This window comes from Collinsella sp. HCP3S3_D1 (assembly GCF_052064015.1).
Lineage (GTDB): Bacteria > Actinomycetota > Coriobacteriia > Coriobacteriales > Coriobacteriaceae > Collinsella.
This window is the reverse complement of sequence record NZ_JBQHWK010000011.1, coordinates 25,616-51,920: the sequence shown is the minus strand read 5'-3', so window position 1 is coordinate 51,920 and position 26,305 is coordinate 25,616. Positions and strand designations below refer to the sequence as shown.

Annotated in this window: 24 protein-coding genes and 1 pseudogene; 12 read left to right on the top strand and 13 right to left on the bottom strand. The window is 58.7% G+C overall.

Features of this window, described 5'->3' with window-relative positions:
- The first annotated feature begins 146 nt into the window (after positions 1-146).
- From ACTNDJ_RS05370 to ACTNDJ_RS05360, 3 genes are all read left to right on the top strand, one after another.
- Positions 147-1,019 (top strand): class I SAM-dependent methyltransferase, encoded by an 873-nt coding sequence (locus ACTNDJ_RS05370; RefSeq protein WP_441044870.1) that lies wholly within the window; start codon positions 147-149, stop codon positions 1,017-1,019.
- 119 nt (positions 1,020-1,138) lie between these two features.
- Positions 1,139-2,020, top strand: a complete 882-nt coding sequence (gene trmB, locus ACTNDJ_RS05365; RefSeq protein WP_154517108.1) for a tRNA (guanine(46)-N(7))-methyltransferase TrmB — start codon at positions 1,139-1,141, stop codon at positions 2,018-2,020.
- A gap of 267 nt (positions 2,021-2,287) precedes the next feature.
- Entirely contained in the window at positions 2,288-4,969 is a 2,682-nt protein-coding gene (locus ACTNDJ_RS05360) for a DEAD/DEAH box helicase (protein WP_441063716.1), read from the top strand.
- Positions 4,970-5,048: 79 nt separating this feature from the next.
- On the opposite strand, the gene ACTNDJ_RS05355 is transcribed toward ACTNDJ_RS05360, so the two are convergent.
- From ACTNDJ_RS05355 to ACTNDJ_RS05330, 6 genes are all read right to left on the bottom strand, one after another.
- On the bottom strand, positions 5,049-6,806 hold the full coding sequence (locus tag ACTNDJ_RS05355) for a DUF2130 domain-containing protein (protein ID WP_441063714.1): 1,758 nt from the start codon (positions 6,804-6,806) through the stop codon (positions 5,049-5,051).
- Positions 6,807-6,956: 150 nt separating this feature from the next.
- Positions 6,957-7,517, bottom strand: coding sequence for a metallophosphoesterase (locus ACTNDJ_RS05350; RefSeq protein ID WP_441083425.1), 561 nt, complete (start codon positions 7,515-7,517; stop codon positions 6,957-6,959).
- Positions 7,518-7,568: 51 nt separating this feature from the next.
- The gene (locus ACTNDJ_RS05345) at positions 7,569-7,748 is read right to left on the bottom strand and encodes a hypothetical protein (protein ID WP_154517096.1); all 180 of its coding nucleotides are present in this window, start codon (positions 7,746-7,748) and stop codon (positions 7,569-7,571) included.
- 18 nt (positions 7,749-7,766) lie between these two features.
- Entirely contained in the window at positions 7,767-8,093 is a 327-nt protein-coding gene (locus ACTNDJ_RS05340) for an HIRAN domain-containing protein (RefSeq protein ID WP_117655201.1), read from the bottom strand.
- Between the two features lie 123 nt (positions 8,094-8,216).
- Positions 8,217-9,596 carry an aldehyde dehydrogenase gene (locus tag ACTNDJ_RS05335; RefSeq protein ID WP_441055208.1) on the bottom strand — a complete coding sequence of 460 codons (1,380 nt, stop codon included), beginning with the start codon at positions 9,594-9,596 and terminating at the stop codon, positions 8,217-8,219.
- Between the two features lie 8 nt (positions 9,597-9,604).
- Positions 9,605-10,120, bottom strand: coding sequence for an iron-containing alcohol dehydrogenase (locus tag ACTNDJ_RS05330; RefSeq protein ID WP_441063710.1), 516 nt, complete (start codon positions 10,118-10,120; stop codon positions 9,605-9,607).
- Between the two features lie 403 nt (positions 10,121-10,523).
- Between ACTNDJ_RS05330 and ACTNDJ_RS05325 the strand changes: the two genes are divergently transcribed.
- Positions 10,524-11,084, top strand: a complete 561-nt coding sequence (locus tag ACTNDJ_RS05325; protein ID WP_154517090.1) for a ferritin family protein — start codon at positions 10,524-10,526, stop codon at positions 11,082-11,084.
- Positions 11,085-11,333: 249 nt separating this feature from the next.
- Here ACTNDJ_RS05325 and ACTNDJ_RS05320 read toward each other — a convergent pair whose 3' ends face one another.
- Complete coding sequence (locus ACTNDJ_RS05320; RefSeq protein ID WP_441063709.1) at positions 11,334-12,206, bottom strand: hypothetical protein; 873 nt, start codon at positions 12,204-12,206, stop codon at positions 11,334-11,336.
- 547 nt (positions 12,207-12,753) lie between these two features.
- Complete coding sequence (gene pdxR, locus ACTNDJ_RS05315) at positions 12,754-14,184, bottom strand: MocR-like pyridoxine biosynthesis transcription factor PdxR (RefSeq protein WP_441063708.1); 1,431 nt, start codon at positions 14,182-14,184, stop codon at positions 12,754-12,756.
- Positions 14,185-14,329: 145 nt separating this feature from the next.
- Between pdxR and pdxS the strand changes: the two genes are divergently transcribed.
- Together pdxS and pdxT are read left to right on the top strand one after the other, a co-directional pair.
- A complete protein-coding gene (gene pdxS, locus ACTNDJ_RS05310; RefSeq protein WP_022094325.1) occupies positions 14,330-15,220 on the top strand; it encodes a pyridoxal 5'-phosphate synthase lyase subunit PdxS in 891 nt (296 codons plus the stop codon).
- A 20-nt stretch (positions 15,221-15,240) separates the two neighbouring features.
- Positions 15,241-15,828 carry a pyridoxal 5'-phosphate synthase glutaminase subunit PdxT gene (gene pdxT / locus ACTNDJ_RS05305; RefSeq protein WP_441048504.1) on the top strand — a complete coding sequence of 196 codons (588 nt, stop codon included), beginning with the start codon at positions 15,241-15,243 and terminating at the stop codon, positions 15,826-15,828.
- Positions 15,829-16,219: 391 nt separating this feature from the next.
- Here pdxT and ACTNDJ_RS05300 read toward each other — a convergent pair whose 3' ends face one another.
- Entirely contained in the window at positions 16,220-17,119 is a 900-nt protein-coding gene (locus tag ACTNDJ_RS05300; RefSeq protein WP_441063707.1) for a hypothetical protein, read from the bottom strand.
- A 214-nt stretch (positions 17,120-17,333) separates the two neighbouring features.
- Between ACTNDJ_RS05300 and ACTNDJ_RS05295 the strand changes: the two genes are divergently transcribed.
- Complete coding sequence (locus ACTNDJ_RS05295; RefSeq protein WP_154517072.1) at positions 17,334-17,744, top strand: peptide deformylase; 411 nt, start codon at positions 17,334-17,336, stop codon at positions 17,742-17,744.
- Positions 17,745-17,970: 226 nt separating this feature from the next.
- On the opposite strand, the gene ACTNDJ_RS05290 is transcribed toward ACTNDJ_RS05295, so the two are convergent.
- Both ACTNDJ_RS05290 and ACTNDJ_RS05285 read right to left on the bottom strand, forming a co-directional pair.
- Positions 17,971-19,452: an aminotransferase class I/II-fold pyridoxal phosphate-dependent enzyme gene (locus ACTNDJ_RS05290; RefSeq protein WP_427747912.1), complete on the bottom strand. Its 1,482-nt coding sequence runs from the start codon at positions 19,450-19,452 to the stop codon at positions 17,971-17,973.
- Positions 19,453-19,654: 202 nt separating this feature from the next.
- A complete protein-coding gene (locus tag ACTNDJ_RS05285; RefSeq protein ID WP_441063706.1) occupies positions 19,655-20,512 on the bottom strand; it encodes a LysR family transcriptional regulator in 858 nt (285 codons plus the stop codon).
- Positions 20,513-20,630: 118 nt separating this feature from the next.
- Here ACTNDJ_RS05285 and ACTNDJ_RS05280 point away from each other — a divergent pair, with 118 nt between their 5' ends.
- The 3 genes and pseudogenes from ACTNDJ_RS05280 (at position 20,631) to ACTNDJ_RS05270 (ending at position 22,153) form a co-directional block, all read left to right on the top strand.
- A complete protein-coding gene (locus ACTNDJ_RS05280; protein ID WP_427747886.1) occupies positions 20,631-21,542 on the top strand; it encodes a DMT family transporter in 912 nt (303 codons plus the stop codon).
- Positions 21,543-21,809: 267 nt separating this feature from the next.
- A pseudogene (locus ACTNDJ_RS05275) lies at positions 21,810-21,950 on the top strand (KUP/HAK/KT family potassium transporter); the annotation flags it as partial.
- A 41-nt stretch (positions 21,951-21,991) separates the two neighbouring features.
- Complete coding sequence (locus ACTNDJ_RS05270; protein WP_441041849.1) at positions 21,992-22,153, top strand: hypothetical protein; 162 nt, start codon at positions 21,992-21,994, stop codon at positions 22,151-22,153.
- Between the two features lie 157 nt (positions 22,154-22,310).
- On the opposite strand, the gene bsh is transcribed toward ACTNDJ_RS05270, so the two are convergent.
- The gene (bsh, locus tag ACTNDJ_RS05265; RefSeq protein WP_427719772.1) at positions 22,311-23,276 is read right to left on the bottom strand and encodes a choloylglycine hydrolase; all 966 of its coding nucleotides are present in this window, start codon (positions 23,274-23,276) and stop codon (positions 22,311-22,313) included.
- Between the two features lie 243 nt (positions 23,277-23,519).
- The gene (locus ACTNDJ_RS05260; protein WP_154517060.1) at positions 23,520-23,939 is read right to left on the bottom strand and encodes a peptide deformylase; all 420 of its coding nucleotides are present in this window, start codon (positions 23,937-23,939) and stop codon (positions 23,520-23,522) included.
- A gap of 193 nt (positions 23,940-24,132) precedes the next feature.
- On the opposite strand from ACTNDJ_RS05260, the gene ACTNDJ_RS05255 reads away from it, so the two are divergent.
- Together ACTNDJ_RS05255 and ACTNDJ_RS05250 are read left to right on the top strand one after the other, a co-directional pair.
- Positions 24,133-25,446 (top strand): NCS2 family permease, encoded by a 1,314-nt coding sequence (locus tag ACTNDJ_RS05255; RefSeq protein ID WP_441063704.1) that lies wholly within the window; start codon positions 24,133-24,135, stop codon positions 25,444-25,446.
- 136 nt (positions 25,447-25,582) lie between these two features.
- Positions 25,583-26,248, top strand: a complete 666-nt coding sequence (locus tag ACTNDJ_RS05250) for an alpha/beta hydrolase (RefSeq protein ID WP_441063702.1) — start codon at positions 25,583-25,585, stop codon at positions 26,246-26,248.
- Positions 26,249-26,305 lie beyond the last annotated feature (57 nt).

Below are 26,305 nucleotides of genomic sequence, written 5' to 3'. Positions count from 1 at the left end.
ACAACCGGCGGTTGCGGGTGCATGTGAGCTGCGGAAATGTGTCCAAACAAAGCAATGGCACCTAGCCCGGTTGTCCCCGTTGCGGCGTTAACGGTAGTATGGTCGTACTGTTAATTCCGCACCGCCAACGGAGGGAGTCCCGCGCCGTGAACCGCGATTTCGCCTCATCGCTCATCCAGCTCAACAACACGTTCTATCGCGAGCACTCCGCCTCCTTTTCCGATACGCGTCAGGCCCCGTGGCCCGGCTGGGTGCGCACCATGGATATAGCGCTCGGGCAGCTCGACGTCGCCACAATCGAGCATCCCGTCCGCGTCTTCGATCTCGCCTGCGGCAATATGCGATTCGAGAACTTTGCCGCCGGCGGCGCACTTGCCGCCAAGGGCGTCGACGGCGCAAACTCCTCGGCAGATGCCAGCTGCCCGTTTGAGTTCTATGGCGTCGACTCGTGCCAAGACCTGGCTATCGATGCGCACGGTCACGCCCTGCGCATTCCCAACCTGCACTTCCAGGAACTCGACGTGCTCGATGCCCTCATGAAGCTCAACCCCGCCGAGGCGCCCGACGCGCTTTTCGACGCCCCGCTCGCCGACATCTCGGTCTGTTTTGGCTTTATGCACCACGTGCCGTCGTGCGAGTACCGCGTACGCGTGCTCGACGCCCTGGTGCGGCAGACGCGCCCGGGCGGCATCATCGCCATTAGCTTTTGGGAGTTTATGAACGACGAGCGCATGGCGCGCAAGGCCGTTCGCGCCGAGGCCCGCGCCGAGCTCACCCCGCCGTTTGAGGGTTACGATTCAGCGCAGTTTGAAGCCGGCGACCACCTCATTGGCTGGCAAAACGACCGCCACGCCTACCGCTATTGCCATCACTTTGACGATCAGCAGATCACCGACCTGGTGCGCGGCGTTCGCACGTTCTACAAGAGCGGCGAGGTCCCCGTACGCGAGCTTGAGCGCTTCCATGCCGACGGTCGCAGTGGCGAGCTCAACCGCTACGTGATTCTCAAGCGCCTGTAGGCGCCGACGACTCGCCGTCGAGCCGCACCGCGTCTTTCGGGCAAGCTATGCCTACCCTTTTTTCAACCCATTAACGGAACGCGCAGCTATGCGTTCCATACTTATGACCAAGGAGCCTCATGGGAGCCGTCCACGTTCGCACGCCTAAGAACTTTGTGCTCGAAGAGCGCCTGGAGCGCTACGCCGATGCGATTGAGACGAACCCTGAAATCTATGCCGGAGATTGGCGCGAGGCCTGTGCGCCCGCAGGCAGCAAGTCTTTCGAACACCTTCACCTGGATCTTGGCTGCGGCAAGGGAACGTACCTTGTAGAGCGCGCGGCCCACGAGCCAAACACGCTCTTTATCGGCATGGACCAGGAGCCCATCTGCATCGCCTATGCCGCACAGAAAATCTGCGAGCAGGAACTGACCAACGCACTCGTCCTGCCCCGAGGCGCCGCATCGTTGCCGCAGCTGTTTGCCACAGGCGAGCTCGATGCCATCACCATCAACTTTCCCACGCCGCAGCCTAAGGCCAAGTACGCCAAAAAACGACTCGTCCATGTCGACCATCTGATGCTCTACCGTCCGCTTTTTTCAGCCGGCGCCACCGTCACGCTGCGCACCGACAGCAAGCCATTGCGCGACTACGCCCTGGGGCAGTTTGCCGCGGCCGGCTACGACACACTATGGGTAAGTGACGACGTTCGCCGCGACCATCCCGAGCATCCCGAGACCGAATACGAGCGCCGCACGCGCGAGATGGGTGCCGCCGTCTATGGCATTTGCGCCACTCCCGACGCGCTGCCCAGCGATGAACAGCTCACGGCGGGGCGCGCGCAGGAGCAAAGCCTTGCGTGCTACCTGCCCGACAATCTCGATGAGCTCACCTACGTGCCCCTCGGCATGGAAGAGGCCGTCGAGAACTTTAAAAACCGCGCCCGCAAGGGCAAGAAGCGCTTACCGCAGGAGTCCCAGGGGCCCCTGATGGTCGCGGCTTCGGCAAACAAGCGCAAATAGGCGCCAGCAAACGACCCTCAAATCTAAGTGAGTAGACTTTTTTGCAATAGCCAAGCACAACCCGCATAACCAATACTAAAACCGCAGGTAGAGCCTTTGTGCAAAAGCCATGTGCTCGCGATATTGCAAAAAGTCTACTCACTTAGCTGGCAACTGCACCAAACAGCTGGGCAGAACGCCCATTTCCTGCATTTTCTTGCCTGCGAACGCATCGATGCGACGCTACGCCATAATAGTTGGCGGACAATCGCGAGAGAAAGCAAACACATGGCACAGACCACGACAGATACCGCCGCCAGCACCGTCTCCGGTGCCGGCGCCGCCAGCTCGTTCTCGGGCGGCACGGGAACCGAAGCCGAGTTTGGCTCGCTCGGCGCGCTCTCTCCCACCTGGTGGGAGCCCGAGGACGGCAGCGAGCCCGAACCATGGCTCACGCCCGATCAGGCCTTCGAACGCTTCTTTGAATGGACGAGCGACCGTGGCATTGAGCTGTGGGATCACCAAGAAGAGGCCCTCATGGACCTGGCCGCCGGCGATCACGTCATTTTAGGCACACCGACCGGATCGGGTAAATCGCTCGTCGCGCTGGGCATGCTCTTTATGGGCATGGCTCAGGGCAAGCGCTGCTATTACACGGCCCCCATCAAAGCCCTGGTCAGCGAGAAGTTCTTCGACCTGGTACAGGTACTCGGCCGCGATAACGTCGGCATGATCACCGGCGATACGCATATCAATACCAAGGCGCCCGTCATCTGCTGCACGGCCGAAATCCTTGCCAACGATGCGCTGCGCGAGGGCGAAGATGCCGATGTTGGCTGCGTCGCCATGGACGAGTTCCACTACTTTGCCGACCCCGACCGCGGCTGGGCCTGGCAGGTACCGCTGCTCACCCTGCCCCACACGCAGTTTATGCTCATGAGCGCCACGCTCGGCGATGTCACCGCCATCGCCGCCTCGCTCGAGGAGCACACCGGCGCTGCTTGCGACTTGGTTGTCGATGCCCCGCGTCCTGTTCCGCTGAGCTACGACTATGTGACGACCTCCCTCGAGGGCACGGTCGAGCTCGCCATGCGCCGTGGCGAGGCCCCGCTCTATATCGTGCACTTTAGCCAGGATGCCGCCCTTGCGACGGCACAATCGCTCGCCAATTTTGGCATCGCCAGCAAGGAGCAGCGCGAGGCCATCAAAGAAGCGGCAAAGGGAACGAGCTTCTCCACGGCCTTTGGCAAGATTCTCAAGCGCCTGCTTGGATGCGGCGTCGGCGTGCACCATGCTGGCATGTTGCCGCGCTATCGCCTGCTGGTCGAGCGATTGGCGCAGCAGGGCCTGCTGCCCGTCATTTGCGGCACCGACACACTCGGCGTCGGCATCAACGTACCCATCCACACCGTGGTGCTCACCGCGCTCACCAAGTTCGATGGTTACAAAATGCGTCGTCTGCGCGCCCGCGAGTTCCATCAAATTGCCGGTCGCGCCGGTCGCTCGGGCTTCGATACCGAGGGCATGGTAATCGCCGAGGCACCCGAGCACGAGATCGAGAATGCCAAGCTTATGGCCAAGGCGGGCGACGACCCCAAAAAACTCCGTAAGATTAAAAAGAAAAAGCCCCCCGAGGGCTTTGTCTCCTGGAACAAGCAAACTTTTGAGCGCCTGATCGAGACGCAACCCGAAACACTCAAGCCACGCCTGCGCATCACGCACTCTATGGTGATTAGTGTGGTCGAGCAGGGCGGCAATGCCCGAGCCCGCGTACATGACCTCATCGAGACAAGCCTGCAGACCCCCGAAGAGAAGGCCAAGCTTGAGGTTCGCGCCGACGAGATCTTCGCCACGCTCATCGACTCCGGCGTCGTCGTGCGCACCGAGATGCCGCCCGCACCCGACGCTCCGGTTGACGCCGCGCCGGACATCGACTACGCGCTGACGGTCGACCTGCCCGAGGACTTTGCGCTCGACCAGCCGCTCTCGCCTTTTTTGCTTGCCGCGCTGGAGCTGCTCGACCCCGAAAGTGAGACCTATACCATGGATCTCATTTCGATGGTCGAGGCCACGCTCGAGGACCCCAAGCAGGTATTGCGTGCACAGGAGCGCGCCGCACGCGATCGCGCTATGGCCGAGATGAAGGCCGACGGCATCGAGTATGAGGAACGCTTGGAGCGCATTCAAGACGTCACGTACGAAAAGCCGCTCGAGGATTTGCTCGACGCCGCTTTTGACAAGTACTGCCAGGAAGTGCCCTGGGCAAACGACTACCAGCTCTCTCCCAAGAGTGTCCTGCGCGATATGCTGGAAAGCGCGAGCGATTTTAAGGGTTACATTCAAAAGCTCGGCATCGCCCGCTCCGAGGGCATTTTGCTTCGCTACCTGGCAGAGGCCTACCGTTCGCTCGACCGCACCGTACCCATCGAGAAGCGCGACGAGCGCCTGCGCGACATTATCTCGTGGCTGGGCTTTGTGGTGCGCTCGGTGGACTCGAGCCTGGTGGACGAGTGGGAGAACGCCGGCAACCCGGCAGCCCTCGATGCCGCGCCGCCACAGGGCATCGACGAGGTCGTGGCGGACCGCCGCGGCTGCACGCTGCTGGTGCGCAATGCGCTCTTCCGCCGCGTGACCCTTGCCGCCCGTGAGCACGTTCGCGACCTGGGCGAGCTCGACGACGACTGGGGCATGAGCGAGATCCGCTGGCAAAAGGCCCTCGATGCCTACCATGAGCAGCACGAGGAAATCCTCACCGACGGAGATGCCCGCAGCGCCGCGATGTTTTCCATCGATGAGTCCGACGAGAAGACCGCGCACGTATGGCACGTGCACCAGATCTTTGCCGACGAGGACGGCGACCACGACTTTGGCATCATGGGCGATGTCGATCTGGACGCCACGCAAGACGGCGGTGAAGTCATCTTCAAAAACTACCGCGTCGGCTTTATCGAAGACCTGCTCGAGGACTAGTCGAACATACTGGAACGAAACGAAGCGGGGCCGTTGGCAATATCGCCAGCGGCCCCGTTTTTGCACTATACGCTATGCCTTACTCGGTATCCTCGACCTCATACGAATCCGCCTCGGCTGGCTCATCGTTTGTCTCTGGCGCAGCCCCGCGCGCCTCATCAAACGCCGCCTTCATGGTCTTGTTGCCCCACGTGAGCTTGCGAATGGTAAGATCGTCGGCCTTCTTGTTGGCTAGGCGCAGATTGTTCTCGGAGGACAGCAATGCCTCCTTGGTTTTCTGCAGATGGCTAATCGTCTTGTCGATCTCATCGATTGCCGTTTGGAACTTGCGACTCGCGATCTCGTAGTTGCGACCGAAATCATTCTTGAACTTCTCCATCTTGGCTTCGAAGTTCGTGACGTCGATATTCTGCTGTTTGTACTCCGCTAGCTCCTGCTTATAGCGCAGTGAGCCCATGGCGGCGTTGCGAAGGAGCGTGATCATGGGAATGAAAAACTGCGGGCGAATCACGTACATCTTCTCGTAGCGATAGCTCACGTCGACTATCCCTACGTTATAGAGCTCGCTCTCGGGCTCGAGCAGCGTGCAGAGCACCGCGTACTCACAGCCTTTCTGGCGACGATCGTGATCGAGTTTCTTAAAGAAGTCCTCGTTTTTATGCTTGGTCGCGGTCTCGTCGTTCTCGTTTTTCATCTCGAACATAATCGAAATGACCTCGTTGCCGCTCGCGTCGCACTCGCGGAAGATAAAGTCGCCCTTGGTACCCTCGGACGCATCGTTATCCTTCTCGAAGTACGCGTTGGGAAATGCCGTCATGCGCAGACGGTTAAACTCGGTCTCGCAGTGCTGCTCGAGCGACTCGCCCACCATCTTGGTGGACAGACGGACCTTCATGTCCTTAAGGCGCTCGATCTCTTCATCCTTGTAGCGAATCAGGTCATCGCTCGCGCGCTTGGCCTGCGCAAGCTCGAGCTCGTGTGCCGCCTTGACCTGTTCCTCGCGAGAATCGCGCACCGCCAGCTCGCTCGTCAGTTTGGCACGCGCCTCATCGCGCTCTCGCTCCGCCGCGGCGACCGCCTTCGACAGCTCCATTTTTGCAGAAAGTTCTTGCTCACGAAGCTGTGCACGAAGGCCCTCGGCCTCGCGCTCAGACTGAGCCTTTGCGGCGGAAAACTTCTCTTGTACCTTCGCGCGATAGTCAGCAAGCGCGCGCTCGGCCTCGCTGCGAGCGGCATCGAGCTCACGCTGCGACTCTGCCGCGGCAGCGGCAAGCGCCATCTCCTGGGCCTTGTCCGCCGCGGCAAGCCTGGCCTGCAGCTCGGCAATCTGAGCATCACGTGCAGCTAAATCGTTTTGAGCGGCATTGCGTGCCGCCGACTCGACGAGCTTGGCTTCGTCATCTTTGCGCTCCAGCTGCGCACGCAAATTGTCGATCTCGCGCTGGAGTTCGGCATTCTCCTTTTGAGCGTTGGCTCGTGCCTCTACCGCCGCGCGCTGGCTTGCACTCTCGCGCTCTGCGGCAGCGCCCTCGAGCTTGGCACGCAGCTCGGCGAGCTCAGCATCGCGCTTGGCAACCTCTTGTGCCAGCTGTTGAGCCGCAGCGTTCTTCTGCTCGGTAAGCTGAGCGTTGCGCTGGGACTCTGCCTTTTGCAAGGCAGCCATCGAACGCGAGCGCTCAAGCTCCAGCGCTTGCTCGCCCTCGCGCTGGACCGCCTTCACACGCTCATCCAGGTCGCGCGAAAACTCGGCATCGCGCACTTGCTTGACGATATCCGCATAGCCGGACGCGTCGACCTTAAAAACTTCGCCACAATGCGGGCACTTGATCTCGTTCATAGCAGCTCCTCGCTGGACGCAAATTTCAACCGCCTACACTCTACCGCGCTGCGCGGACAAAAAAGGCGCCGCCGCCATAATGGCAACGGCGCCAGAACCGCCACAAAGGTGCCCGTCCCCTTTGTGGCGGTTTGTGTGACGGTTCGAGAATTACAATCCAAAGAAGCCTAGGATTTGGTCACGGCTTACGGGCTTGTACTCGTTGGCATCGAGGCCGACATCGTAGCGAAAGATAGGACGTTCGCGATCGCGGTTGCGCGTATTGGTGCGGTCTCCCCTGCTGTGGATATGCCCGTGCAGCATGATGGCGCCACGTGCCTTGCCATTCCAGCTGAGCATGGGGTAGTGGCTCATAACCAGACGATGACCCTTGGCATAGCCGGGGGCAATCTCCAGGTAATCACGCACGTCTTCCCAAATCTGCGGCACGTCGGGATCTTCCCAGTCGCCGTCATGGTTACCACGGATGAGCGTCACCTTCTGGCATTCGATGCGCTCGCGCAGGCGCACGGCATCCGCTAGGGGCAGACGATAGGTAAAGTCACCCAGAATATAGAGGCGGTCGTCCGCAGCCACGCACTCATTGATGACATCGATGACCTTGCGGTTCATCTCCTCAACCGAGCCAAACGGTCGGTCCATGTCGTGCAAGATATTCGTATCGCCCAGGTGCAGGTCGGCGGTAAACCACATCATCGTCTCAGTCCTCATTTCGCAACGCGTCCAACTCGTGCTAAGTATACAGACGCAGCGATGCGGCAGTTACCCAAAGAGCCCGCCAAACAGTCCGCGACGGCGCTTGTCTTTCTTTTTCGACGCATCACCCTGAGTTTTCTTGTCCTGTCGCATCTTACGATCCTGCTCCAGCTCATCGTCGTCGAGTAGCATATCCCACTCAAACGAATCGTCCGTCAAATCGAACAGGTCGTCGTCATCAAACATGGCAGCCTCCCTTACCGATTAGCGGGCATCCACCACATAGAGCCCAACGCGCACCTGGTGCCACGGGCTACGCTCGGGGGCAACCTGCTGCACGCGGGCCTCAAATACGTCCTCATGGCCGTAATACATCATCAAGGACAGCGGACCGACCTCGTTTCCCGGAACATAGCCAAGCTTGGTGTTGCCGTAGTAGATCGCAACCGCCTCGGGATCATGGGGATTATCGCGCTCGGCGCACAGCGTCAGTTTATCGCCCGCTTTAAGATCGCCCAGGACCAAAGCGCCGTCGGCATACTGAAATCCCGCAATGTGAAACGACAGAAGAACACGTGAAGGCTCGTACATAGCAACTCCCCTAACGGCCGGATAAACCGGCGCTTAACCTTACCGAGAAGTCTACGGGTCCGTACGGACACAAATTCATCCTGCCTGCGTCTTTTCGACCGTTTGTCCCTATGTCATCTGATTTTAATGCACAAACATGCGCACGAATTTGTGCTTCCAGTTTGCGTAAGGGGCATAGCGGAATGGCACGTCCAGCCACGTTGCCTTGTTCACGATGCTCTTCTTGTGGCTAAACGTATCGAAGCTCTCGCGTCCATGATACTGCCCCATACCGCTCGCTCCCATGCCGCCAAAGCCCATATGGCTCGTAGCCAGGTGCATGATCGTGTCGTTGACGCAACCGCCACCAAAGGGCACGTAACGCACAAAGCGCTGCTGAACCTCACGGTCCTGGCTAAAGATATACAGGGCCAGCGGCGTCGGACGATCCGTAATAAACGTCTCGGCCTCGTCTAGGCTCTCAAACGTCAGCACCGGCAAGATGGGACCGAAAATCTCCTCCTGCATCACGGCGTCATCGGGGGCCACGCCGTCCAAAATTGTCGGCTCAATCTTGAGCGAAGCCTCGCGCGCAGCACCTCCAAGCACGACCTTATCGGAATCGATTAGCCCGTGCACGCGCGCAAAATGCTTGGCATTGACGATATGCCCGTAATCCTCGTTGTCGAGCGGATGCTCGCCAAACATACGGCGCGCCTCTTCCTTGATGAGGCCCAGCAACTCGTCGTGCACGCGCGTATCGACCAGCAGGTAGTCGGGCGCCACACAGGTCTGCCCCACGTTGAGCCATTTACCAAAGGCGATACGCCGTGCCGCAACCTTCAAGTTTGCCGTCGCATCCACGATGCAGGGACTCTTTCCACCCAGCTCAAGCGTCACGGGCGTAAGGTTTTTACTTGCGCGCTCCATGACGAGCTTGCCGACCGGAACGCTACCGGTAAAGAAGATCTTGTCCCAGCACTCATCGAGCAGCGCTTCGTTCTCGGCGCGCCCGCCCTCGACAACTGTCACCAGGCACGGATCAAATGCCTCTTCGCAGATCTGCTTGAGCACCGCACTCGATGCTGGAGCATAGGCGCTCGGCTTGATGACCACAGTATTGCCCGCGGCAAGGGCGCCGGCGAGCGGCTCGAGCGTTAGCAAAAACGGGTAGTTCCACGGGGCCATGATGAGCGTGACGCCATAGGGCACGGCTTGCGTTTTGCACACACTCACGGCGTTGGCAAGGTCGCACGGACGCAGGCGCGGACGACTCCATCGAGCCACATGCGCGATCTGATGACGAATCTCGGAAAGCGACGTGCCGATCTCGCACATATACGCCTCGTCATGCGACTTTCCCAAATCGGTCTTGAGCGCATGGGCAATATCGGCCTCGTGGGCCCGCACCGCATCGCGTAAACTCACGAGCGCACGACGTCGAGCATCGACATCAAACGTGGCGTGCGTCTTAAAGTAGACGCGCTGGTCTCCGACAATGCGCGCAATTTCCTCGGTATTCATGGACCCTCCTAGTTCTCGCCCTCAAACATACCACCCGCGTCGACCTCGTACATGCGCATCAGCTCCAAACGGTCCATCAAAAGTGGAACGGGGTACAGCGGATTGGCCTCGGCATCGGCATGCGCCGCCATCTCGGGAATGTCGGAGCGGCGAATGCCCGTCACATATTTGGGAATGTCCAAGGCGGCGTTCATTCGATCGACCCAATCGATAAAGGCCTCGACGGCATGCGTCAGGGCGTCCATGCCCGTCTGCCCCGTAATGGAGGCGAGCAGACCGCGCGTAAACTCGGGGTCGTGCACCGCAAAGCGTGGGATATGCACAAAGTCGTTAATGGGGTACTTGTAGTGCGTCTCGTTATCGGTGATAACCGCCGCAAGCGTGACTTCGCTTCCCGTACCGGCGGTAGTGGGAACCGCAATAAGCAGCGGCAGGAGACGGTGGACGCGCAGCAGACCGCGCATCTTGTTGATGGGCTTGTTTGGCTGCGCGATGCGTGCTCCCACGCCCTTGGCACAGTCCATGGCCGAGCCACCGCCAAAGCCGATAATGGCCTGGCAGGCGCTCTCTCAGCATGCTCCAGAATGTGTGGCTCGGTATAGGGCAGCACCGGCAATGCGATGCGAAAACCGTTTGATACGTTCGGCACCAGGCGCAGCGGGCTAGATTATAAAGGAAACTCCCTCATTTGTTGATTGGTCAACATTTGTTCGACCGATTGTACTCATCAGAGGTCGCAGGCGGCCTGCCAATCGTTAATCAATCAACATCTTCATATCTCAAAATTGTTTTATCAAAAATCATTCCTAATAGGCTTCACATTTTGTTGCATTTATGGATAATAGAACTCGTCAAGACGCACGTCCGGAGAGGGCCCTTACGGGATCGGACAAGCGCCCCATCGCCATCCATCGAAAGGATCGAATCATGAAATTTGTTTGCCCCGTTTGCGGTTATGTGGAAGAGTTCGACGGCGACCAGCTGCCCGAGGATTTTAAGTGCCCCCAGTGCGGCGTTCCCGGTTCTCGTTTCCTGAAGCAGGAGGAGGGCAAGCTCGAGTGGGCTGCCGAGCACGTCGTGGGCGTCGCCAAGATGGAGGGCGTCTCCGAGGACATTGTTGCCGATCTGCGCGCCAACTTTGAGGGCGAGTGCTCTGAGGTCGGTATGTACCTGGCCATGGCTCGCGTCGCCCATCGCGAGGGCTATCCCGAGATCGGCCTATACTGGGAGAAGGCTGCCCACGAGGAGGCCGAGCACGCCGCCAAGTTCGCCGAGCTCCTGGGCGAAGTCGTGACCGACTCCACCAAGAAGAACCTCGAGATGCGCGTTGAGGCCGAGAACGGCGCCACCGCCGGCAAGACCGATCTTGCCAAGCGTGCCAAGGCCGCTGGCCTCGATGCCATCCACGATACCGTGCACGAGATGGCTCGCGACGAGGCCCGCCACGGCAAGGCTTTCGCCGGCCTGCTCAAGCGCTACTTTGGCTAAGCCAACCGCCTGAGAGATAATCTCTAACTTTAAAGGGCCCGAACCGCATGGTTCGGGCTTTTTTCGTGTCTCATGAACTCGTTAACGCCCTGAAATAGGGCCACCTTCGGCATCGACTTCTCGTCAAAAACTAAGTGAGTAGACTTTTTGGAACTTGCCGAGCAGACCATCCATATTGCTCTATAAAGCAGCAGGTAAATGACTTGTTGCAAAACGGCCTGGTCGCCATCACGCCAAAAGTCTACTCACTTAGATCCGCGCCGTCCACGATCGAGCTGTTTTGTGTCCAATGGACATCTTTCCGTCGATTACTCCCAATTTTGTCCAGTCAACGAATAGTTCAGACCGGAGTAACGCCTCAACCCTTTGCTCATCCGAGCTTTTTTCGCGATATTCAACATCGAGCATCCTGCATACGGCCTTAACGATCGCACGGAATCTATCCTCATCGGATATCTGTCCGTGTGTCAGGAGAAGCACGTCGTAGCCCATGGCTTGAAGCGCCGTCATGCGATCAGCGTCACGCAAGCCATCCCCCGCGCGCCCGTGCGAGGCCTTTCCCTGGCATTCAATGGCCACCTGTCGCCTCCCGTCCGGCGAGGAAAGAAGTAGATCGATATATACGCGGGTCTTTCCTACAATCGCTCGAGCACTTGTGCTTAACATCACTTTGACATTGAGCTCTATGCCGCAAAAACCTTCACCTCCCAGGGCTCGCGGCAGTCCAAGCAACAAATACGCCTCGACCTCAAAAGGCGAAGCGGCACCCAATGGAACGAGTTGCGACACCGCCATAAATCGATTGCCGTAACGCATCCCGCAAACATCTGAACAAAAACGGTCAAGGTCCCCATCCGAAACCAAAGCGGCGCGACGCCATAAATTTGAGGCGGCGCCGCCCTCGGACGGGCAGCGCACCCAACCCAACGTTGTCGAAATCGCACCCGAATCAATTGCACGCGAAAGCACCACCTCAAGTGCCGCCGGCAGGGCGCATACCGCAAACAAGCCGCACATCTCCGCCAATACCAGAAGAAGTTGGAGATCCGTCAGATGTCGAGACATGATAAATGCCGTCAGTAGAGGAGACGTGACCAAAAATCCATGCTCCGTTTCCAGCACGGATTCCCTGGGGAGTTCACCAAGAAACAGCCGCTGCCTAATGTTGGCAGGGCAAGTCCGTTTGTTTCTCGTCCGAACCAATGTATACAACGGAAAACCGAGCGCGACCGCAGCCGTCGGGTTGCGGACGAGGTCATATCGCTGCCGGTCTTCATCCGGCCGCGGAAGCGGAGGACACAAAGCGCGGACTTGAGGGGGCAAACGCCAGTACCTAAAAGCCGATATGTCACAAAGTAAATCCTTCATAGGCACAGGAAAGCACGAATTTCAACCCAGTCGGTCTCTCATTGGGGCGAACGCACCAAAAATGGCTCCGAACGAACTGCAAAGTTTTCAACAGCCCTCCCCAACTGGCCAAAAGCTTACCGAGAACTGGACGAAGCCCTGTTGGAAACCCCACTTTTTTTCTCATGCGGAAGCTTTGCGCGGCAAGTGAGTAGACTTTTTGGAACATCCCGAGCAGACCGATGATCCCACTTCTCAAAACCACAGGTAGATAGCTTGTTACAAAACTGTCTGGTCGCCAAAGTGCCAAAAGTCTACTCACTTAGGTTACAGAGTGCCCCATTAGCTGCGATTCCAGGGTATTAAGCACCTCCGGACTCAGGTCGTCATACTGGACAAGAATTTGAGTTGAGTTTTCAGGGACAGATGCGCCATCGGCGCACCAATAACAGTTACTGATGTCGATAAAAGGGATGCTCGAGCGCGTGAGGGCCTGCGCAAAAGAGCTTCCGCCCGTTCCCCGCTCCGCAACCACGGTGCAGTAAAGGCCTGCGTCTGCATGCTCGATCGAAACCTCTCCTGCTGGAAACGCATCCCGTACAAGCGCCGCCAGGCCATCACGCGCCTCACGAGCACGAACGCGCATGCGGTTCACATGTCGCTCGTAATCACCCGATTCCAGCAAACGAGCCAAAGCGACCTGGTCGACAGAGCTCACCGACGAGGCGTAGAAACCAAGGTTGCACCTAAACCGCTTCATCAGCTTATCGGGCAACACCATGTACGCTAGACGCAACGCCGATGAAAGGCTCTTCGAAAACGTGTTGGTGTAGATAACCGATTGAGCGGCATCGATCGAAGCAAGCGCGGGAATCGGCTTGCCGGCCAGACGAAACTCGCAATCAAAGTCATCTTCGATGAGATATCGACCTGGTCGCTCGGCGGCCCAGCTCAGCAGCGCATAACGACGCGCAATGCTCGTCACAAGGCCGGTCGGATACTGATGGGACGGCATCAGGTGAAGGACATCGGTCCCCGTTTTCTGCAGAGCGCTCAAGTCTACACCCTCATCATCCAACGGGATATGTCGAACTTTGCAACCCATAGCCTGATAGATGCGCGTCAAGCGCAAATAGCCCGGGTCCTCAACAGCATACACCTTGTCGGCTCCAAGCAACTGAACCAACATGGTATCGAGCAGCTGGGCGCCTGCGCCGATAACAACGTTGTTGGGGTCGACATTCATGCCCCTTGTCCCGCGCAGATGGTGGGCAATTGCGCGTCGTAGCCGAGTGGTGCCCTGTGCCGGCGCGGTCGAAAAGATTTCGCTCTCGTCTTCGGATGCCAGCGTCGCCCGCAGCGCGCTTTGCCAAAGCCGCGCCGCCTCCAAAGCAGAAGGAGAAAGTGCATCGAATCGCTCGACCTGTCCGTTGACATCATGCGCGCCGGAACCCGCAGAGACGGCATCCCGGTCGATGCCCTCTACAGCCGAAGCCAAAACCGGTGCATCCGGAAGCTTGCAAGCGTAGTAACCACGACGCGGCATTGAGCAAATATAGCCCTCGGCAAGTAACTGGCTATATGCATTCTCGATGGTAATGACACTGATTCCCAGATGATTGGCAAAGGCGCGCTTAGACGGAAGATGCTCCCCCGCCGCAATGCGTCCAGCAACGATATCATCTCGAATTTGCTGGTAAATATACTCATAGAGCGATGCTTCGCCGCGTTTTTCCAAATTGTAGTCAAGCATGAGTTTATCACCTGACCTTATTGAGTCATTCAATCTGGTATTAGTCTGGCCTTATTATTATCTCGAAAACTGAGTATTTCGCCATACCCAGCTCCCCGATAGGATGTTCCGTCAAGCAATGCACATGCCAACCAAGGGAGCAACCATGGCAGAACAGACCAGCAAGGCAGATCGCGTCAAACTCAATCGCGAGCTCGCGCAGATGCTCAAGGGCGGCGTCATCATGGACGTCACCACGCCCGAGCAGGCACGCATCGCCGAAGAGGCGGGCGCCTGCGCCGTCATGGCACTCGAGCGCATCCCGGCCGACATCCGTGCCGCAGGCGGCGTCTCACGCATGAGCGACCCCAAGATGATCAAGGGCATCCAAGAGGCCGTCTCCATCCCCGTTATGGCCAAGTGCCGCATCGGCCACATTGTCGAGGCGCAGGTCCTGCAGGCCATCGAGATCGATTACATCGACGAGTCCGAGGTTCTCTCCCCTGCCGACGACGTCTATCACATCGACAAGACCCAGTTTGACGTGCCGTTTGTCTGCGGCGCCCGCGATCTGGGCGAGGCGCTGCGCCGTGTTGCCGAGGGCGCCACGATGATTCGCACCAAGGGTGAGCCGGGTACGGGCGATGTCGTCCAGGCCGTGCGTCACATGCGCAAGATCCAAAAGCAGATCCGCGACGTTGTTGCCCTGCGCGATGACGAGCTCTTTGAGGCAGCCAAGCAACTGCAGGTTCCGGTCGAGCTGGTGCGCGAGGTCCATGCCACGGGCAAGCTTCCCGTCGTGAACTTTGCCGCCGGCGGCGTAGCGACTCCCGCCGACGCCGCGCTGATGATGCAGCTGGGCGCCGAGGGCGTCTTTGTGGGCTCGGGCATCTTTAAGAGCGGCGACCCGGCCAAGCGCGCCGCCGCCATCGTCAAGGCCGTGGCAAACTTCACCGATGCCAAACTCATCGCCGAGCTTTCGGAGGACCTGGGCGAGGCCATGGTGGGCATCAACGCCGACGAGATCGAGATTATCATGGAGGAGCGCGGGCGCTAGTCCGGCAGAAAGGATCGCCCATGAGCGATTATGCAGACCAAACGGTCGCCGTGCTGGCGGTCCAAGGCGCTTTTGCCGAGCACGAAGCAAGACTATCCGAGCTGGGCGCACACTGTATTGAGCTGAGGCAGGCGGCCGATTTGCAGCAGAACTTTGACCGTCTGGTACTTCCCGGCGGCGAGTCCACCGTTCAGGGCAAGCTACTTGCCGAACTCGATATGCTCGAGGATCTTCGTACCCGCATTGTTGAAGGCATGCCTGTACTGGGAACTTGTGCCGGTCTGATTCTGTTGGCGCGCGACCTTGCCGCCCACGATGACAAGGGGACACCGCGCTTGGCAACCATGGATATACTCGTTGAGCGCAATGCCTATGGCAGGCAGCTCGGCAGTTTTCGCACCAAGGGGCAGGTAGGCGGTATCGACGGTGAAGTGCCGTTAACGTTTATCCGTGCACCCCGCATCGTCGAGGTGCACGGCAATGCCAAGGCCCTAGCCGAAGTCGATGGCCGCATCGTCGCCGCCCGTCAAGACAATCAGCTCGGCGTTACCTTCCACCCCGAGCTCGACGACGACACCCGCCTCCACGAGCTCTTCCTCCAAATGTAGGCAGAAAACAAACGAACGTGGATTTTCGGACGCATAGCAAATGAGAGTGGAAATCTCGCACTTTGAGCTTGGATGCAGGCTCAAACCGGGAGATTATCCACTCTCATACTATGTAGTCGTTGGGGACGTTCTCAACGACTAGTCAAACAAGAACGTCCCCAACGACTAGTCATTTAAGAACGTCCCCAATGACTACCTTTTTGGCAAGTTTGAATCAAGGCGACGCCGATGTTTTGACACCGACAGCGAGCGCCCACCAGAGCGAATAAATTGGCATGAAAAGAGGACGGCATAGACCTTCTGGTCATGCCGTCCTCTTTGAATGACAAGTTGTCGCTCTGGTGGGCGCGCAGCGTCAACTAGTTACGCGGTTCGTAGAACCGCGTAACCCCTAAAAACGGTTGCCGCGGAAGCCACCGCCGTTGCGGCCGCCACGGTCGCCGCCTCGACCGCTGCGGTCGCCGCCACGGTTGCCGCCGAAGCCGCCACGGTTGCCACCGCGGTCGCCATAGCCACCACGGTTGCCGCCAAAGCCGCCGCGACCGCCACGATCGCCGCCACGGTCACCAAAGCCGCCACGGCCACCGCGACCACCACGGTCGCCGCCACGGCCACCGCGGTCGCCAAAGCCGCCGCGACCGCCACGGTCGCCGCCACGGCCACCACGGTCGTCACGGCCGCCGCGAGGACCGCGATCCTCGTCCAGACCCATGGCGACGAGCGGAGCGATAACCTTATCGAGCGCGGCCATCAGCTCGGTGGCCTCCTCGTAAGAAAGCTCGGGCAGGAGCTTCTCCTTCTTGTTGGCAAGCTCGACCAGGCCCTCAGCGGCATCCTCGGCAGCGAAGACGACGATCTTGCGCATATCGCCCTCGGCGTTGTCGATGCGGCCGACCAGATCGGCAGCCTCGGCCTCGGCCATCAGGCCATCGAGCTCACGAAGACGCATGCCCAGCAGATCGGACATTTCCTTCTGCTCCATCTTGGGCTTGAGGTCAAGGAGCTTGATGGCGCGCTCGATGTTCGCCATACGCTCGGCCTTGGCCTCCTCCTCCTTGGAAATAGCAAAGCGACGGCTACGCAGCAGGCGGGCGGCCTTCTGCATCTTGTCCATCAGCTCTTCGTCATCGTAATCAACGGCGGCCTCGACAACCTCGGCCTCCTCCTCGGCGGAAACCTCGTCAGCAGCCTCAACCTCGGTAGCTTCGGTCTCCACGGTCTCGACTGCATCGACCTCGGCAGCCATGGTCTCGTTCTCGGTCTCGTTCATGATCTCTTCGTTCTCGGACATGAGACTCCTTCTTGGCCCTCTCGGGCATCATCGCCCCATTCGCGGGGCCCGTCGCGCACTCTTTGCGCTTTAAACATTCATGCCTCTCGGCAAAACGTTCCTTAGTTTATGGTGTCGCCATCCAATCTAGCTGCAGAATCTATGTGCACACATTAATGCGACATGTCGCGGTATCATGGCCTGAACCAAACGTGTCCACCTTAAGGAGCCCGCCATGATTAAGCCCATCATGAAATCCGAGTTCTTTTTGCGCCTGCCTTCCGAAGACGCAGGGCCCGACGATGCCGTGATCGGGCAGGACCTCCTGGATACGCTCCACGAGCATGAGCACGAGTGCGTGGGGCTCGCCGCCAACATGATCGGCGTGCGCAAACGCATCATCTGCGTAAAGGACGGCAACAGGACGCTCCTGATGTACAACCCTCAAATTCTTGAGCAGGTCAATGCCTATCAGACCAGCGAAGGATGCCTCTCGCTGATCGGCGAGCGTCCCTGTACCCGCTATCGTCGCATTAAGGTGGAGTATTTGGACGAGAACTTCGTCCACCGCATCAAAAACTTCTCGGGCTACACCGCCGAGATCATCCAGCACGAAATCGACCACTGCAACGGCGTCGTTATATAGTTCCGCGAGTCAAGGAAAATGATCTGTTTTCCTCCGTCCCCTTTGGATCATGGTAACGACGCAGGCTGAGCACACGACAGCGAGCGAGCCGCATTTGCGCCAAGGTGACGTGAAATGAGAGGGCGCTGACCTTCTGGTCGCGCCCTCGAAATTGAACGTCAGATTGGCGTGAATGCGGCTCGCGTAGCGTCAAGCGGTCCGCCGTTCGGTAGAACGGCGGAACCAATTAGGACTGGCGGTAGTGATCAAAGAAATCGGCGAGGTCTTCGAGCGACTCTTTGAGCACTTCCATGCGCGGCAGGTACACGATGCGGAAGTGATCGGGCTCAGCCCAGTTGAAGCCGCCGCCACGCGTGATGAGGATCTTCTTCTCGTGCAGCAGGTCGAGGGCAAACTGCTCGTCATCGGTGATGTTGAACTTTTTAACATCCATCTTGGGGAAGATATAAAACGCCGCACGCGGCTTGACCACCGAGATGCCGTCGATCTTGCTGAGCGCCTCATACACAAAGTTGCGCTGCTCGTAGACACGACCGCCGGGGCGGATGTAGTCGTTAACCGACTGATGGCCGCCAAGCGCCGTCTGGACGATCGACTGGGCCGGCACGTTGGAGCACAGGCGCATGTTGGAGAGCATGTTGATGCCCATGATGAAGTCGCTCATGCAGCGCTGGTTGCCCGAAAGCACCATCCAGCCAATGCGATAGCCCGCGATCATATGCGACTTGGACAGGCCGCTAAACGTAATGCAGGGCAGGTCGGGGGCGAGCGATGCAATGGAGACGTGCTCGTAGCCGTCCATGCACAGGCGGTCATAGATCTCGTCGGCAAAAATCATGAGCTGGTGCCTGCGCGCGATCTCAACGATGCCCTCGAGCACCTCGCGCGGATAGACAGAGCCCGTGGGGTTGTTGGGGTTGATGATGACGAGGGCCTTGGTCGCGCTCGTGATCTTGGACTCCATATCCTGCAGATCGGGATACCAATCGGCCTGCTCATCACACAGATAGTGCACGGGATGTCCACCGGCAAGAGTTGCGCACGCCGTCCACAGCGGATAATCGGGGCTGGGAATCAGAATCTCGTCGCCATTGTCGAGCAGCGCGTTCATCGAAAGCTGAATGAGCTCGGACACGCCGTTGCCCGTGTAGATATGTTCCATCTGAACATTGGGCAGGCCCTTGATCTGCGAATACTGCATGATCGCCTTGCGCGCAGAGAACAGACCGCGCGAGTTGGAATAGCCTTCGCAGTCGGGCAGCTGCTGGCGCATGTCCTTAATGACCTCATCGGGCGTGCGGAAACCAAAGGGCGCCGGATTACCGATGTTGAGCTTGAGGATGCACTCGCCTTCGTCCTCCATACGGGCTGCCTCGTCGACAACGGGGCCGCGCACGTCATACAGAACGTTCTCGAGTTTGGTGGATTTAGAAAAAGTACGCATGGTGGTGCTCCTTGCAATTTGATCTGAGGGATGGGGTTCGGGCTTGGAAACGTTGTGGGTCGATGATGTCTCGCCTTGATCGGCGTCACCGGCGAGCAGCCAGGTAACATCGACCTCCAAAATGCGGGCGAGCAGCTCTGCCACATCGCGCCGCGGAATCGTCTTGCCGCTCACATATTGGCTCATCTGACTCTTGCCGAGTTTTTTGCCGAGCATCTCCGATGCGCGGATTACGTCCGACTGGCGAACGTCGCGATCGGACATAGCCTGTCGCAGGCGATCGCTAAACGTCTCTTGGGTCACAGGAACCTCCTTGCTGGCAAAGTTCAATTTATAGTACACGAATTGAACCAAGGTTCAATTTAGCAAGCAGTATAGCGCCGTGCTATTTCTAAAAGTTCAATTTCAAAAATAACATGACCCGAACCTCAAGATTTATCCCAAGGCGGTAACGACGTGCGCCCATTTAGAGGTATTCGAGAAAACGGGCGGCGGCAAGCGAAACATCGGCCGTTCGATATATGGCGTTGATCTGCCGATGGGGATGCTCTTCGAGCGGACGCACGGCAACATCGAACTGACAGCGGCGCATGATGAGAGCGGGAAGTATGCTCACACCCAGGCCGTCCTCGACCATAGCCATAATCGCATAGTCATCCCAGGTCGACAGTTTTGAGTGCACTGCCAGTCCCGCCCGACGAAACAGCGGCGTAATCTCGTCATCGGTGCCGCGTTCTAGCAGAATAAACTGCTCGTTGGCCAAGTCGGCAAGAGAGACGACCTCCGCCGTGGCAAACAACGAGCCTGACGGCACTACCGCCATTAACTCGTCACGCACCAAAGGCAGCGATGTCATGCCGTTTTCTCGGGGCTCACGAGGGATAAAGCCCAGATCGCAGCGACCCTCTGCCACCCATTGTTCAATCTCTGAATAGTCGCCCATCAGCAACTCGTAATCGACGTCTGGATGATCAGCACGAAAACGCGCAATCACCGGCGGCAGCACGTGGGTCGCCACGCTCGAAAACGTACCGATGCAGATTTTGCCGCGCATGAGCCCTCGCATCTCATCCACCCGTCGCTGCAAGCGAACGAATTCCTCGCAGAGCGCCTCGACAGCCGGCATGACCTGCCGCCCGTCGGCAGAAAGAGCAACACCTTCACGACTGCGGTCGAGTACCTTAAAGCCCCAATCGGCCTCAAGATCGGCCACCATGCGGCTCACGCCCGATTGCGAGTAGCTCAGGCGCTCGGCAGCACGCGTAAAGCTTCCAGCGCGCACGGTCTCCAGCAGCACCTGCATCTTTTGAATATTCGTTTCCACGACATGCCTCCACCTTTGCACGAGTTTTTGTCATGTTTTCCATGCATTATATTCGCTTTTCTTCTAAAGCCAGTTCAACCATAGTGAATATGCACGGATATAGAGGGGGCGGCAGCGCATGAACAACGGATTGATTACGTATTTAGCAGCATTGTTGTTGTTTGGCTCCAACGGCATCATCGCTGCGGCCATCGCACTCCCGAGCTCCGATATCGTGCTGCTACGCACTTTTCTGGGAGCCCTTTCGCTTGTCGCCATCCTCGCCATTACCCAGCGCCATAAGCTGCAGGCGCCTTCTCGCCCCCGCGAAGCCGCAGCCCTCCTCCTCTCGGGAGCCGCGCTGGGCGCCAGCTGGATCTTTCTGTTCCGTGCTTATCAGACGATCGGCGTCGGCGTTTCTTCGCTGCTGTACTACTGCGGTCCCATCATCGTCATGGCTCTCTCGCCGTTTATCTTTGGCGAAAAACTAACCGGTGGCAAAATCGCCGGGTTTATCGCAGTCGCCTGCGGCGCTTTTCTCATTGCAGCGCAAGGTCTAGGCGGCAATATGCCCATTGCGGGCATCGTCTGCGGAATCGCCTCGGCCTTCTGTTATGCATTGATGGTCATCGCCAGCAAGGGCGCGCCGCACATCGAAGGCCTCGAGAACTCCGCGCTCCAGGTGAGCGCCGCCTTTGTGACCGCGCTGGTCCTTACACTCGTCACCCAAGGCACCCCCTCATTCCTGTCCGCCAGCATCGCCGCAACCATCGATTGGCGCGCCGTCGCTATGCTCGGCGTCGTCAACACCGGCATCGGTTGCCTGCTCTACTTTAGCGCCGTCGCCAAACTGCCCGTGCAGACCGTCGCTGTCGTCGGCTACCTCGAGCCGCTTTCGGCCGTCGTGTTCTCGTCCGCCCTTTTGGGCGAAGTCATAACACCGGTCCGCCTGATGGGCGCCGTGCTTATCATCGGCGGCGCGATCTTTTGCGAACTCGCCGGTAAACGCTCAGGCGCCAAGACCGGTATCGCTCAGGCAGCACGCGTCTAAAAGTTCCCTCTTCAGTTTCAAAGCAGGAGCGCGTCCGCAGTTATTACATTGCAGCAAAGCCATACAGCGGATGCGCCCCTGTTTTGAAATGCTACCTGCGTACATAAATAATCCCCAGATGGGGATTATTGTCTAAAATTACCCGATGTGCCAAACAGCTCTTGTATGTATAAAGACGGCATAAAAGTTATCTGTCCAAGACAGATAACCGGATGTCCAAGGGAGTCCACGTGGCGCACGCCAAACTGGAGGCAAACCTCCAAGACCAGCACGGTCAAGTACGTGGTAATCGCCATGAAGGCCGACAACCACAACGAGAGCGGCATCTTCGCCCTGTTTAGCCTGGTGCGCAAAGTGGCGCCGTGGCTGATCCTACCTGCCATGATCGGCGGCGCGGCGCTGCTCGCCCATAACTCCAGCTCGAAGTTCAGATCGAGGAAGCCGAGGAAATGGATGTCGATATCTTCTCGAACGACCTTGTCAACGGCAACGAAGCCGGTAGGGACATGAACGTCGACCCCACCGAGCTGCTCAGGAGCGTCGCCGATACGCCCGAACAGCAACAGCTCGACGGCCTCGAGAGCGAACAACTCAACGACGCCAACTTCTAACGACGTCGCGCGTCGACGACAGCGGCCCTGCGCCGCCCCCGGGGGGGCCGGGCGCGGTTGAATTGGCGTAAAACACCCGGCGAGCACCCCCCCGGGCCGGGGCCCCCCCCCCAAACGGGGGGGGCAGGGCCGCTTTGCATTGCAGTAAAAACGCCGGCTACGAACGACGCGGCTCGGGAACCACGAGCCTATCGGGGCTCGCGCCCTCAGCATCCATCAGGCTCACGTAGCGAATCGACGGATCCTCATACGTTGAGTAATAGTAATTGCCCGTGCGCGCGCTAAAGCATCCGGTGTAGATAGTCTTCTCGAACTTGCCGTCACCCATCTTGGACGCACCCTCGATCATCGCCACCCCCTCGAGCGAGCGGAACATGCGAATGACGTTCTCGGCCTCGCTGTCTTTTTGCGGGTAATTGGCATTGAGGTATGCCGCCTTTACAAAACGGCTCGGCGAATAGCAGTCACCCGGAATACCGCGCATGCCGGCACCCGCGCCATAGGGCTTGAGCTCGGCGCCACGCCATGTCGCCGTCTGAGGAAAATCGCTTGTGGCGGTGATATAGGTGCGCAGGTTTTCCATGTGCCACGGGAAGGTCGGTTGATTGGCAAGGGTGTCGACCGGATCGTCGTATACATGCAAACCGTCAGCCATCATCTCGACCACGATGCTGCGTCGGCTGTCGCCGATAATCCAATGGAGCAGCGACACACCCAGCCCCTCTCCGGCAGATTTGGCAACAATCACCGTGTCGCGCAGCGCAGCCTCGACCTCGTCGACCGTCGAGAACGTCGCTGCCACCCACAGGGGAAACTCATAGGCTGCGATATTGGTCTTGCCATCAACCGGGTCCTCGGCATACTCGGCATAACCGGGAAAGTTGAGCCCTGCCACAGCCAGACCCGCATCGTTACCACAGTCGAAAAACATAGGATAGTTCTTGTAATCGATGCACATGCCAATTACCGCGTGTGCCGCCGACGCATCGTCGATAAACGAATACGGGATATGGAACCCGCGGGGCATCACGCGAACCTGTTGGCCGTAGCTAAAGCTCCAGTCGAGGTTGCGACCCAGATACATGTTGCCGGAATTATCGGTAAATCGAATGCTCGTGCACATGGCGCCTCCTAGCCATACGTCCTTGTTAAGCTCATTGTTACCAAACAAATAGGCGCTAAACACAAAGGTCCGGACATGACAATAACGTCACGTCCGGACCACACAAGCAAGATAAACTCAACCAAGTCAACCTCGCAGGTCGTCTAAGGGGTCAAAATACCGCAGATTGTCACGAAAGAGGAGCGGAGCGTACTTAAGGTACGCGAGCGACGCTTGAGCGGCAAGGTGCGGGCTTTGGTCCCCTTAGACCAACTTTCCAAGACAGTGATCGATCATATGCTGGATCATTTGTGCCTCAAAGCCCGTGTAGTCGCGGCGGCACTCCTTCATCTTGCCGTCGACGATCTGGTCAAAGGCAACCTTGCACTTGATATAGCGCGTGGACTTGGTGATTTCGTCGTGCGTCAGGCAGCTCTCCTCCATCTTGCTGGCGCCCAGGCCAAACACCAGACGGGGGTTGTAGAGCACGTGGGGCTCGCCGGCGTCGTCCAGATAGACGCAGACCTTCTTGGTGACGCCAATCTGGTTGGCGGCAAGGCAGCCGGCGTCCTCGAGCGACTTGATGGTGTCGATCAGGTCCTGTGCGACCGACTCGTCCTCAACAGTCGCAACCTCGCAACGCTGGGACAGGATAGCCTCGTCGCGGCAGAGCTCTTTAATCATACGTTCCTCCAAAGAGTTCAATGTAACTGCTTAAGTATACGGTACCTACACATTTTCATGCGAAAAATACCGTCCGCCTGTTACAAAGCGCCGAACTTCAACATGCGAGGAACATCGACCTTCCAAAGGCGATATAGTAGGTAAGTTCGTGTCAATCGGCCTAAACTCGGGGCCGAACAAGGAAAGGGTATGCATGGACGAACTTTTTCACGTCAGCGAGCGCAAGTCCACAATCGGGACCGAACTTCGCGCTGGACTGACAACATTCCTGGCGATGGCCTACATCATCGCCGTCAACCCTGCGGTGCTCTCGGGCGCTGGCATCGATGCGGGAGCGCTCGCCTGCGCCACCTGTCTGGGCGCCGGCATCATGACCATCTGCATGGGCATCTTCGCCAACCGCCCGCTCGCCTGTGCGTCGGGCCTGGGCATCAACGCCATGATTGCGGGCATCACCGCCACCATGTGCGGCGGTGACTGGCACGTTGCCATGAGTGTTATCTTCCTCGAAGGTATCATCATCTTGCTGCTCGTCCTTTGCGGCCTGCGCGAGGCCATCATGGACGCCATCCCCGTGGTCCTGCGCCACGCAATCTCGGTGGGTCTGGGCCTGTTTATCGCCATGATCGGCCTGTGCGACGCCGGCATCATCACCGCTGGCACCGGTACGCTCGTCGGCCTGGGCGACATCGCCTCCCCCACCTTTATCGTCGGCATCATCTCCATCGTCGTAACGGTTGCCCTTGCTTCCCGCAACGTGCCGGGCTCGCTGCTCATCGGCATCATCGTCGCCGTTATCGCCGGTATCCCGCTGGGCGTCACCCATGCGCCCGAGGGTCTCATCGCACCGCTCGACTTCTCGACCTTTGGCGCCCCGTTTGCCAGCACTGCTGATGGCAACATGGCCATCGTGAAGGTCCTGACCGACCCGATGCTGCTCGTCGTTGCCTTCTCGCTGCTCATGAGTGACTTCTTCGACACCATGGGCACTGCGATGGCCGTCGCCAAGCAGGGCGAGTTCTTGACCGAGGACGGCAATGTCGAGGACATCCGTCCCATCCTGGTCGTCGACTCCGTGGCCGCCGCTGCCGGTGGCTTTATGGGCGTCTCCTCCATCACCACCTTCGTCGAGTCCACCTCTGGCGCTGCCGACGGTGGCCGCACGGGCCTCACCTCCGTCACCACCGGCGTGCTGTTCCTTCTCGCCGCGTTCTTCTCCCCCATCGTCACCATCGTTTCCAGCGCCGCCACCTGCGGTGCTCTGGTCTACGTCGGCTACCTCATGATGAGCGAGGCCTCCGAGATCGACTGGTCCGACGTGTCGCAGGGTTTCCCAGCGTTCATGATTGTCGCCGGCGTGCCCTTCACCTACTCCATCTCTGCCGGCATCGGTCTGGGCTTTATCGCCTTCGTGGTCGTCGCGCTCTTTAAGGGCGAGGCCTCCAAGATCAAGCCGCTCATGTGGATCGCAGCACTCGCCTTCCTCGTCTACTTCTTTGTAGCGTAAGGGCAAAGCTGCCAAAGCAAAACCTCAAGGCGCAGAGTCGCATCAAGCGGCTCTGCGCCTTTCTTTTAGCGACGGTCCCTACGCCGACGTGCGACAATCATATTTGTAGATGTCGAAATGCAGAGAGAAGCTTGTCATGGAAGCGCGTCAAAAGCAGATAACCATTCATTCAAAGCATGTCGGAAGCGCGCCCGTCATTTACCTTCCCGCGGTCATGGGTGACGGCACCGAGGTCTATAGCCGTTGTCTTGAGCTTGATTGCCCGCCATTCACCCTGGTCGCCATTGGCGGGCTCGATTGGAATCGCGAGCTGAGCCCTTGGGAATGCGACGGAACCGTGCACGATGCCGAGCCCTTTGGTGGACAGGCGTCCGAGTTTCTCGATGAACTGCTGAATCGGATAATCCCAGAGGTCGAGCCATCACTTCCCTGCCCGCCTACCTGGCGCGGCATTGCCGGTTACTCATTGGCGGGCCTCTTTTCGCTTTGGTCGCTCTGGCAGACCGATGCCTTTGACCGCGCCGCAAGCGCATCGGGGTCCCTATGGTTTCCCGGATTTCTCGATTACGCACACGGGCACACGATGCCAGCCGCGCCCAACGCCGTCTATCTATCACTCGGCAAAAAGGAGACCAAGACGCCCAACCGCATGATGCGGCACGTACTCGACGACACACGCGCAATGGAAAAACTACTCGGCGACCGAGGCATCCCCGCGACCTTCGAGCTCAACCCCGGTAACCACTTTGCCCAAACCGGTCTGCGCATGGCCCGCGGCATACACTGGATACTGACGCATTAAAAATGGCGCCCACGCGTACGCACGGGCGCCATTTTTTTGATTTAGCTGAACACAACT

What these genes read in the sequence shown, in the direction of transcription:
- trmB (WP_154517108.1), top strand. Translation starts at nt 1,139, where the DNA reads ATGGGAGCCGTCCACGTTCGCACGCCTAAGAACTTTGTGCTCGAAGAG.
- ACTNDJ_RS05360 (WP_441063716.1), top strand. Translation starts at nt 2,288, where the DNA reads ATGGCACAGACCACGACAGATACCGCCGCCAGCACCGTCTCCGGTGCC.
- ACTNDJ_RS05355 (WP_441063714.1), bottom strand. Translation starts at nt 6,806, where the DNA reads ATGAACGAGATCAAGTGCCCGCATTGTGGCGAAGTTTTTAAGGTCGAC.
- ACTNDJ_RS05350 (WP_441083425.1), bottom strand. Translation starts at nt 7,517, where the DNA reads ATGAGGACTGAGACGATGATGTGGTTTACCGCCGACCTGCACCTGGGC.
- ACTNDJ_RS05345 (WP_154517096.1), bottom strand. Translation starts at nt 7,748, where the DNA reads ATGTTTGATGACGACGACCTGTTCGATTTGACGGACGATTCGTTTGAG.
- ACTNDJ_RS05340 (WP_117655201.1), bottom strand. Translation starts at nt 8,093, where the DNA reads ATGTACGAGCCTTCACGTGTTCTTCTGTCGTTTCACATTGCGGGATTT.
- ACTNDJ_RS05335 (WP_441055208.1), bottom strand. Translation starts at nt 9,596, where the DNA reads ATGAATACCGAGGAAATTGCGCGCATTGTCGGAGACCAGCGCGTCTAC.
- ACTNDJ_RS05330 (WP_441063710.1), bottom strand. Translation starts at nt 10,120, where the DNA reads ATGGACTGTGCCAAGGGCGTGGGAGCACGCATCGCGCAGCCAAACAAG.
- ACTNDJ_RS05325 (WP_154517090.1), top strand. Translation starts at nt 10,524, where the DNA reads ATGAAATTTGTTTGCCCCGTTTGCGGTTATGTGGAAGAGTTCGACGGC.
- pdxR (WP_441063708.1), bottom strand. Translation starts at nt 14,184, where the DNA reads ATGCTTGACTACAATTTGGAAAAACGCGGCGAAGCATCGCTCTATGAG.
- pdxS (WP_022094325.1), top strand. Translation starts at nt 14,330, where the DNA reads ATGGCAGAACAGACCAGCAAGGCAGATCGCGTCAAACTCAATCGCGAG.
- pdxT (WP_441048504.1), top strand. Translation starts at nt 15,241, where the DNA reads ATGAGCGATTATGCAGACCAAACGGTCGCCGTGCTGGCGGTCCAAGGC.
- ACTNDJ_RS05300 (WP_441063707.1), bottom strand. Translation starts at nt 17,119, where the DNA reads ATGTCCGAGAACGAAGAGATCATGAACGAGACCGAGAACGAGACCATG.
- ACTNDJ_RS05295 (WP_154517072.1), top strand. Translation starts at nt 17,334, where the DNA reads ATGATTAAGCCCATCATGAAATCCGAGTTCTTTTTGCGCCTGCCTTCC.
- ACTNDJ_RS05290 (WP_427747912.1), bottom strand. Translation starts at nt 19,452, where the DNA reads ATGTCCGATCGCGACGTTCGCCAGTCGGACGTAATCCGCGCATCGGAG.
- ACTNDJ_RS05280 (WP_427747886.1), top strand. Translation starts at nt 20,631, where the DNA reads ATGAACAACGGATTGATTACGTATTTAGCAGCATTGTTGTTGTTTGGC.
- ACTNDJ_RS05270 (WP_441041849.1), top strand. Translation starts at nt 21,992, where the DNA reads ATGGATGTCGATATCTTCTCGAACGACCTTGTCAACGGCAACGAAGCC.
- bsh (WP_427719772.1), bottom strand. Translation starts at nt 23,276, where the DNA reads ATGTGCACGAGCATTCGATTTACCGATAATTCCGGCAACATGTATCTG.
- ACTNDJ_RS05260 (WP_154517060.1), bottom strand. Translation starts at nt 23,939, where the DNA reads ATGATTAAAGAGCTCTGCCGCGACGAGGCTATCCTGTCCCAGCGTTGC.
- ACTNDJ_RS05255 (WP_441063704.1), top strand. Translation starts at nt 24,133, where the DNA reads ATGGACGAACTTTTTCACGTCAGCGAGCGCAAGTCCACAATCGGGACC.
- ACTNDJ_RS05250 (WP_441063702.1), top strand. Translation starts at nt 25,583, where the DNA reads ATGGAAGCGCGTCAAAAGCAGATAACCATTCATTCAAAGCATGTCGGA.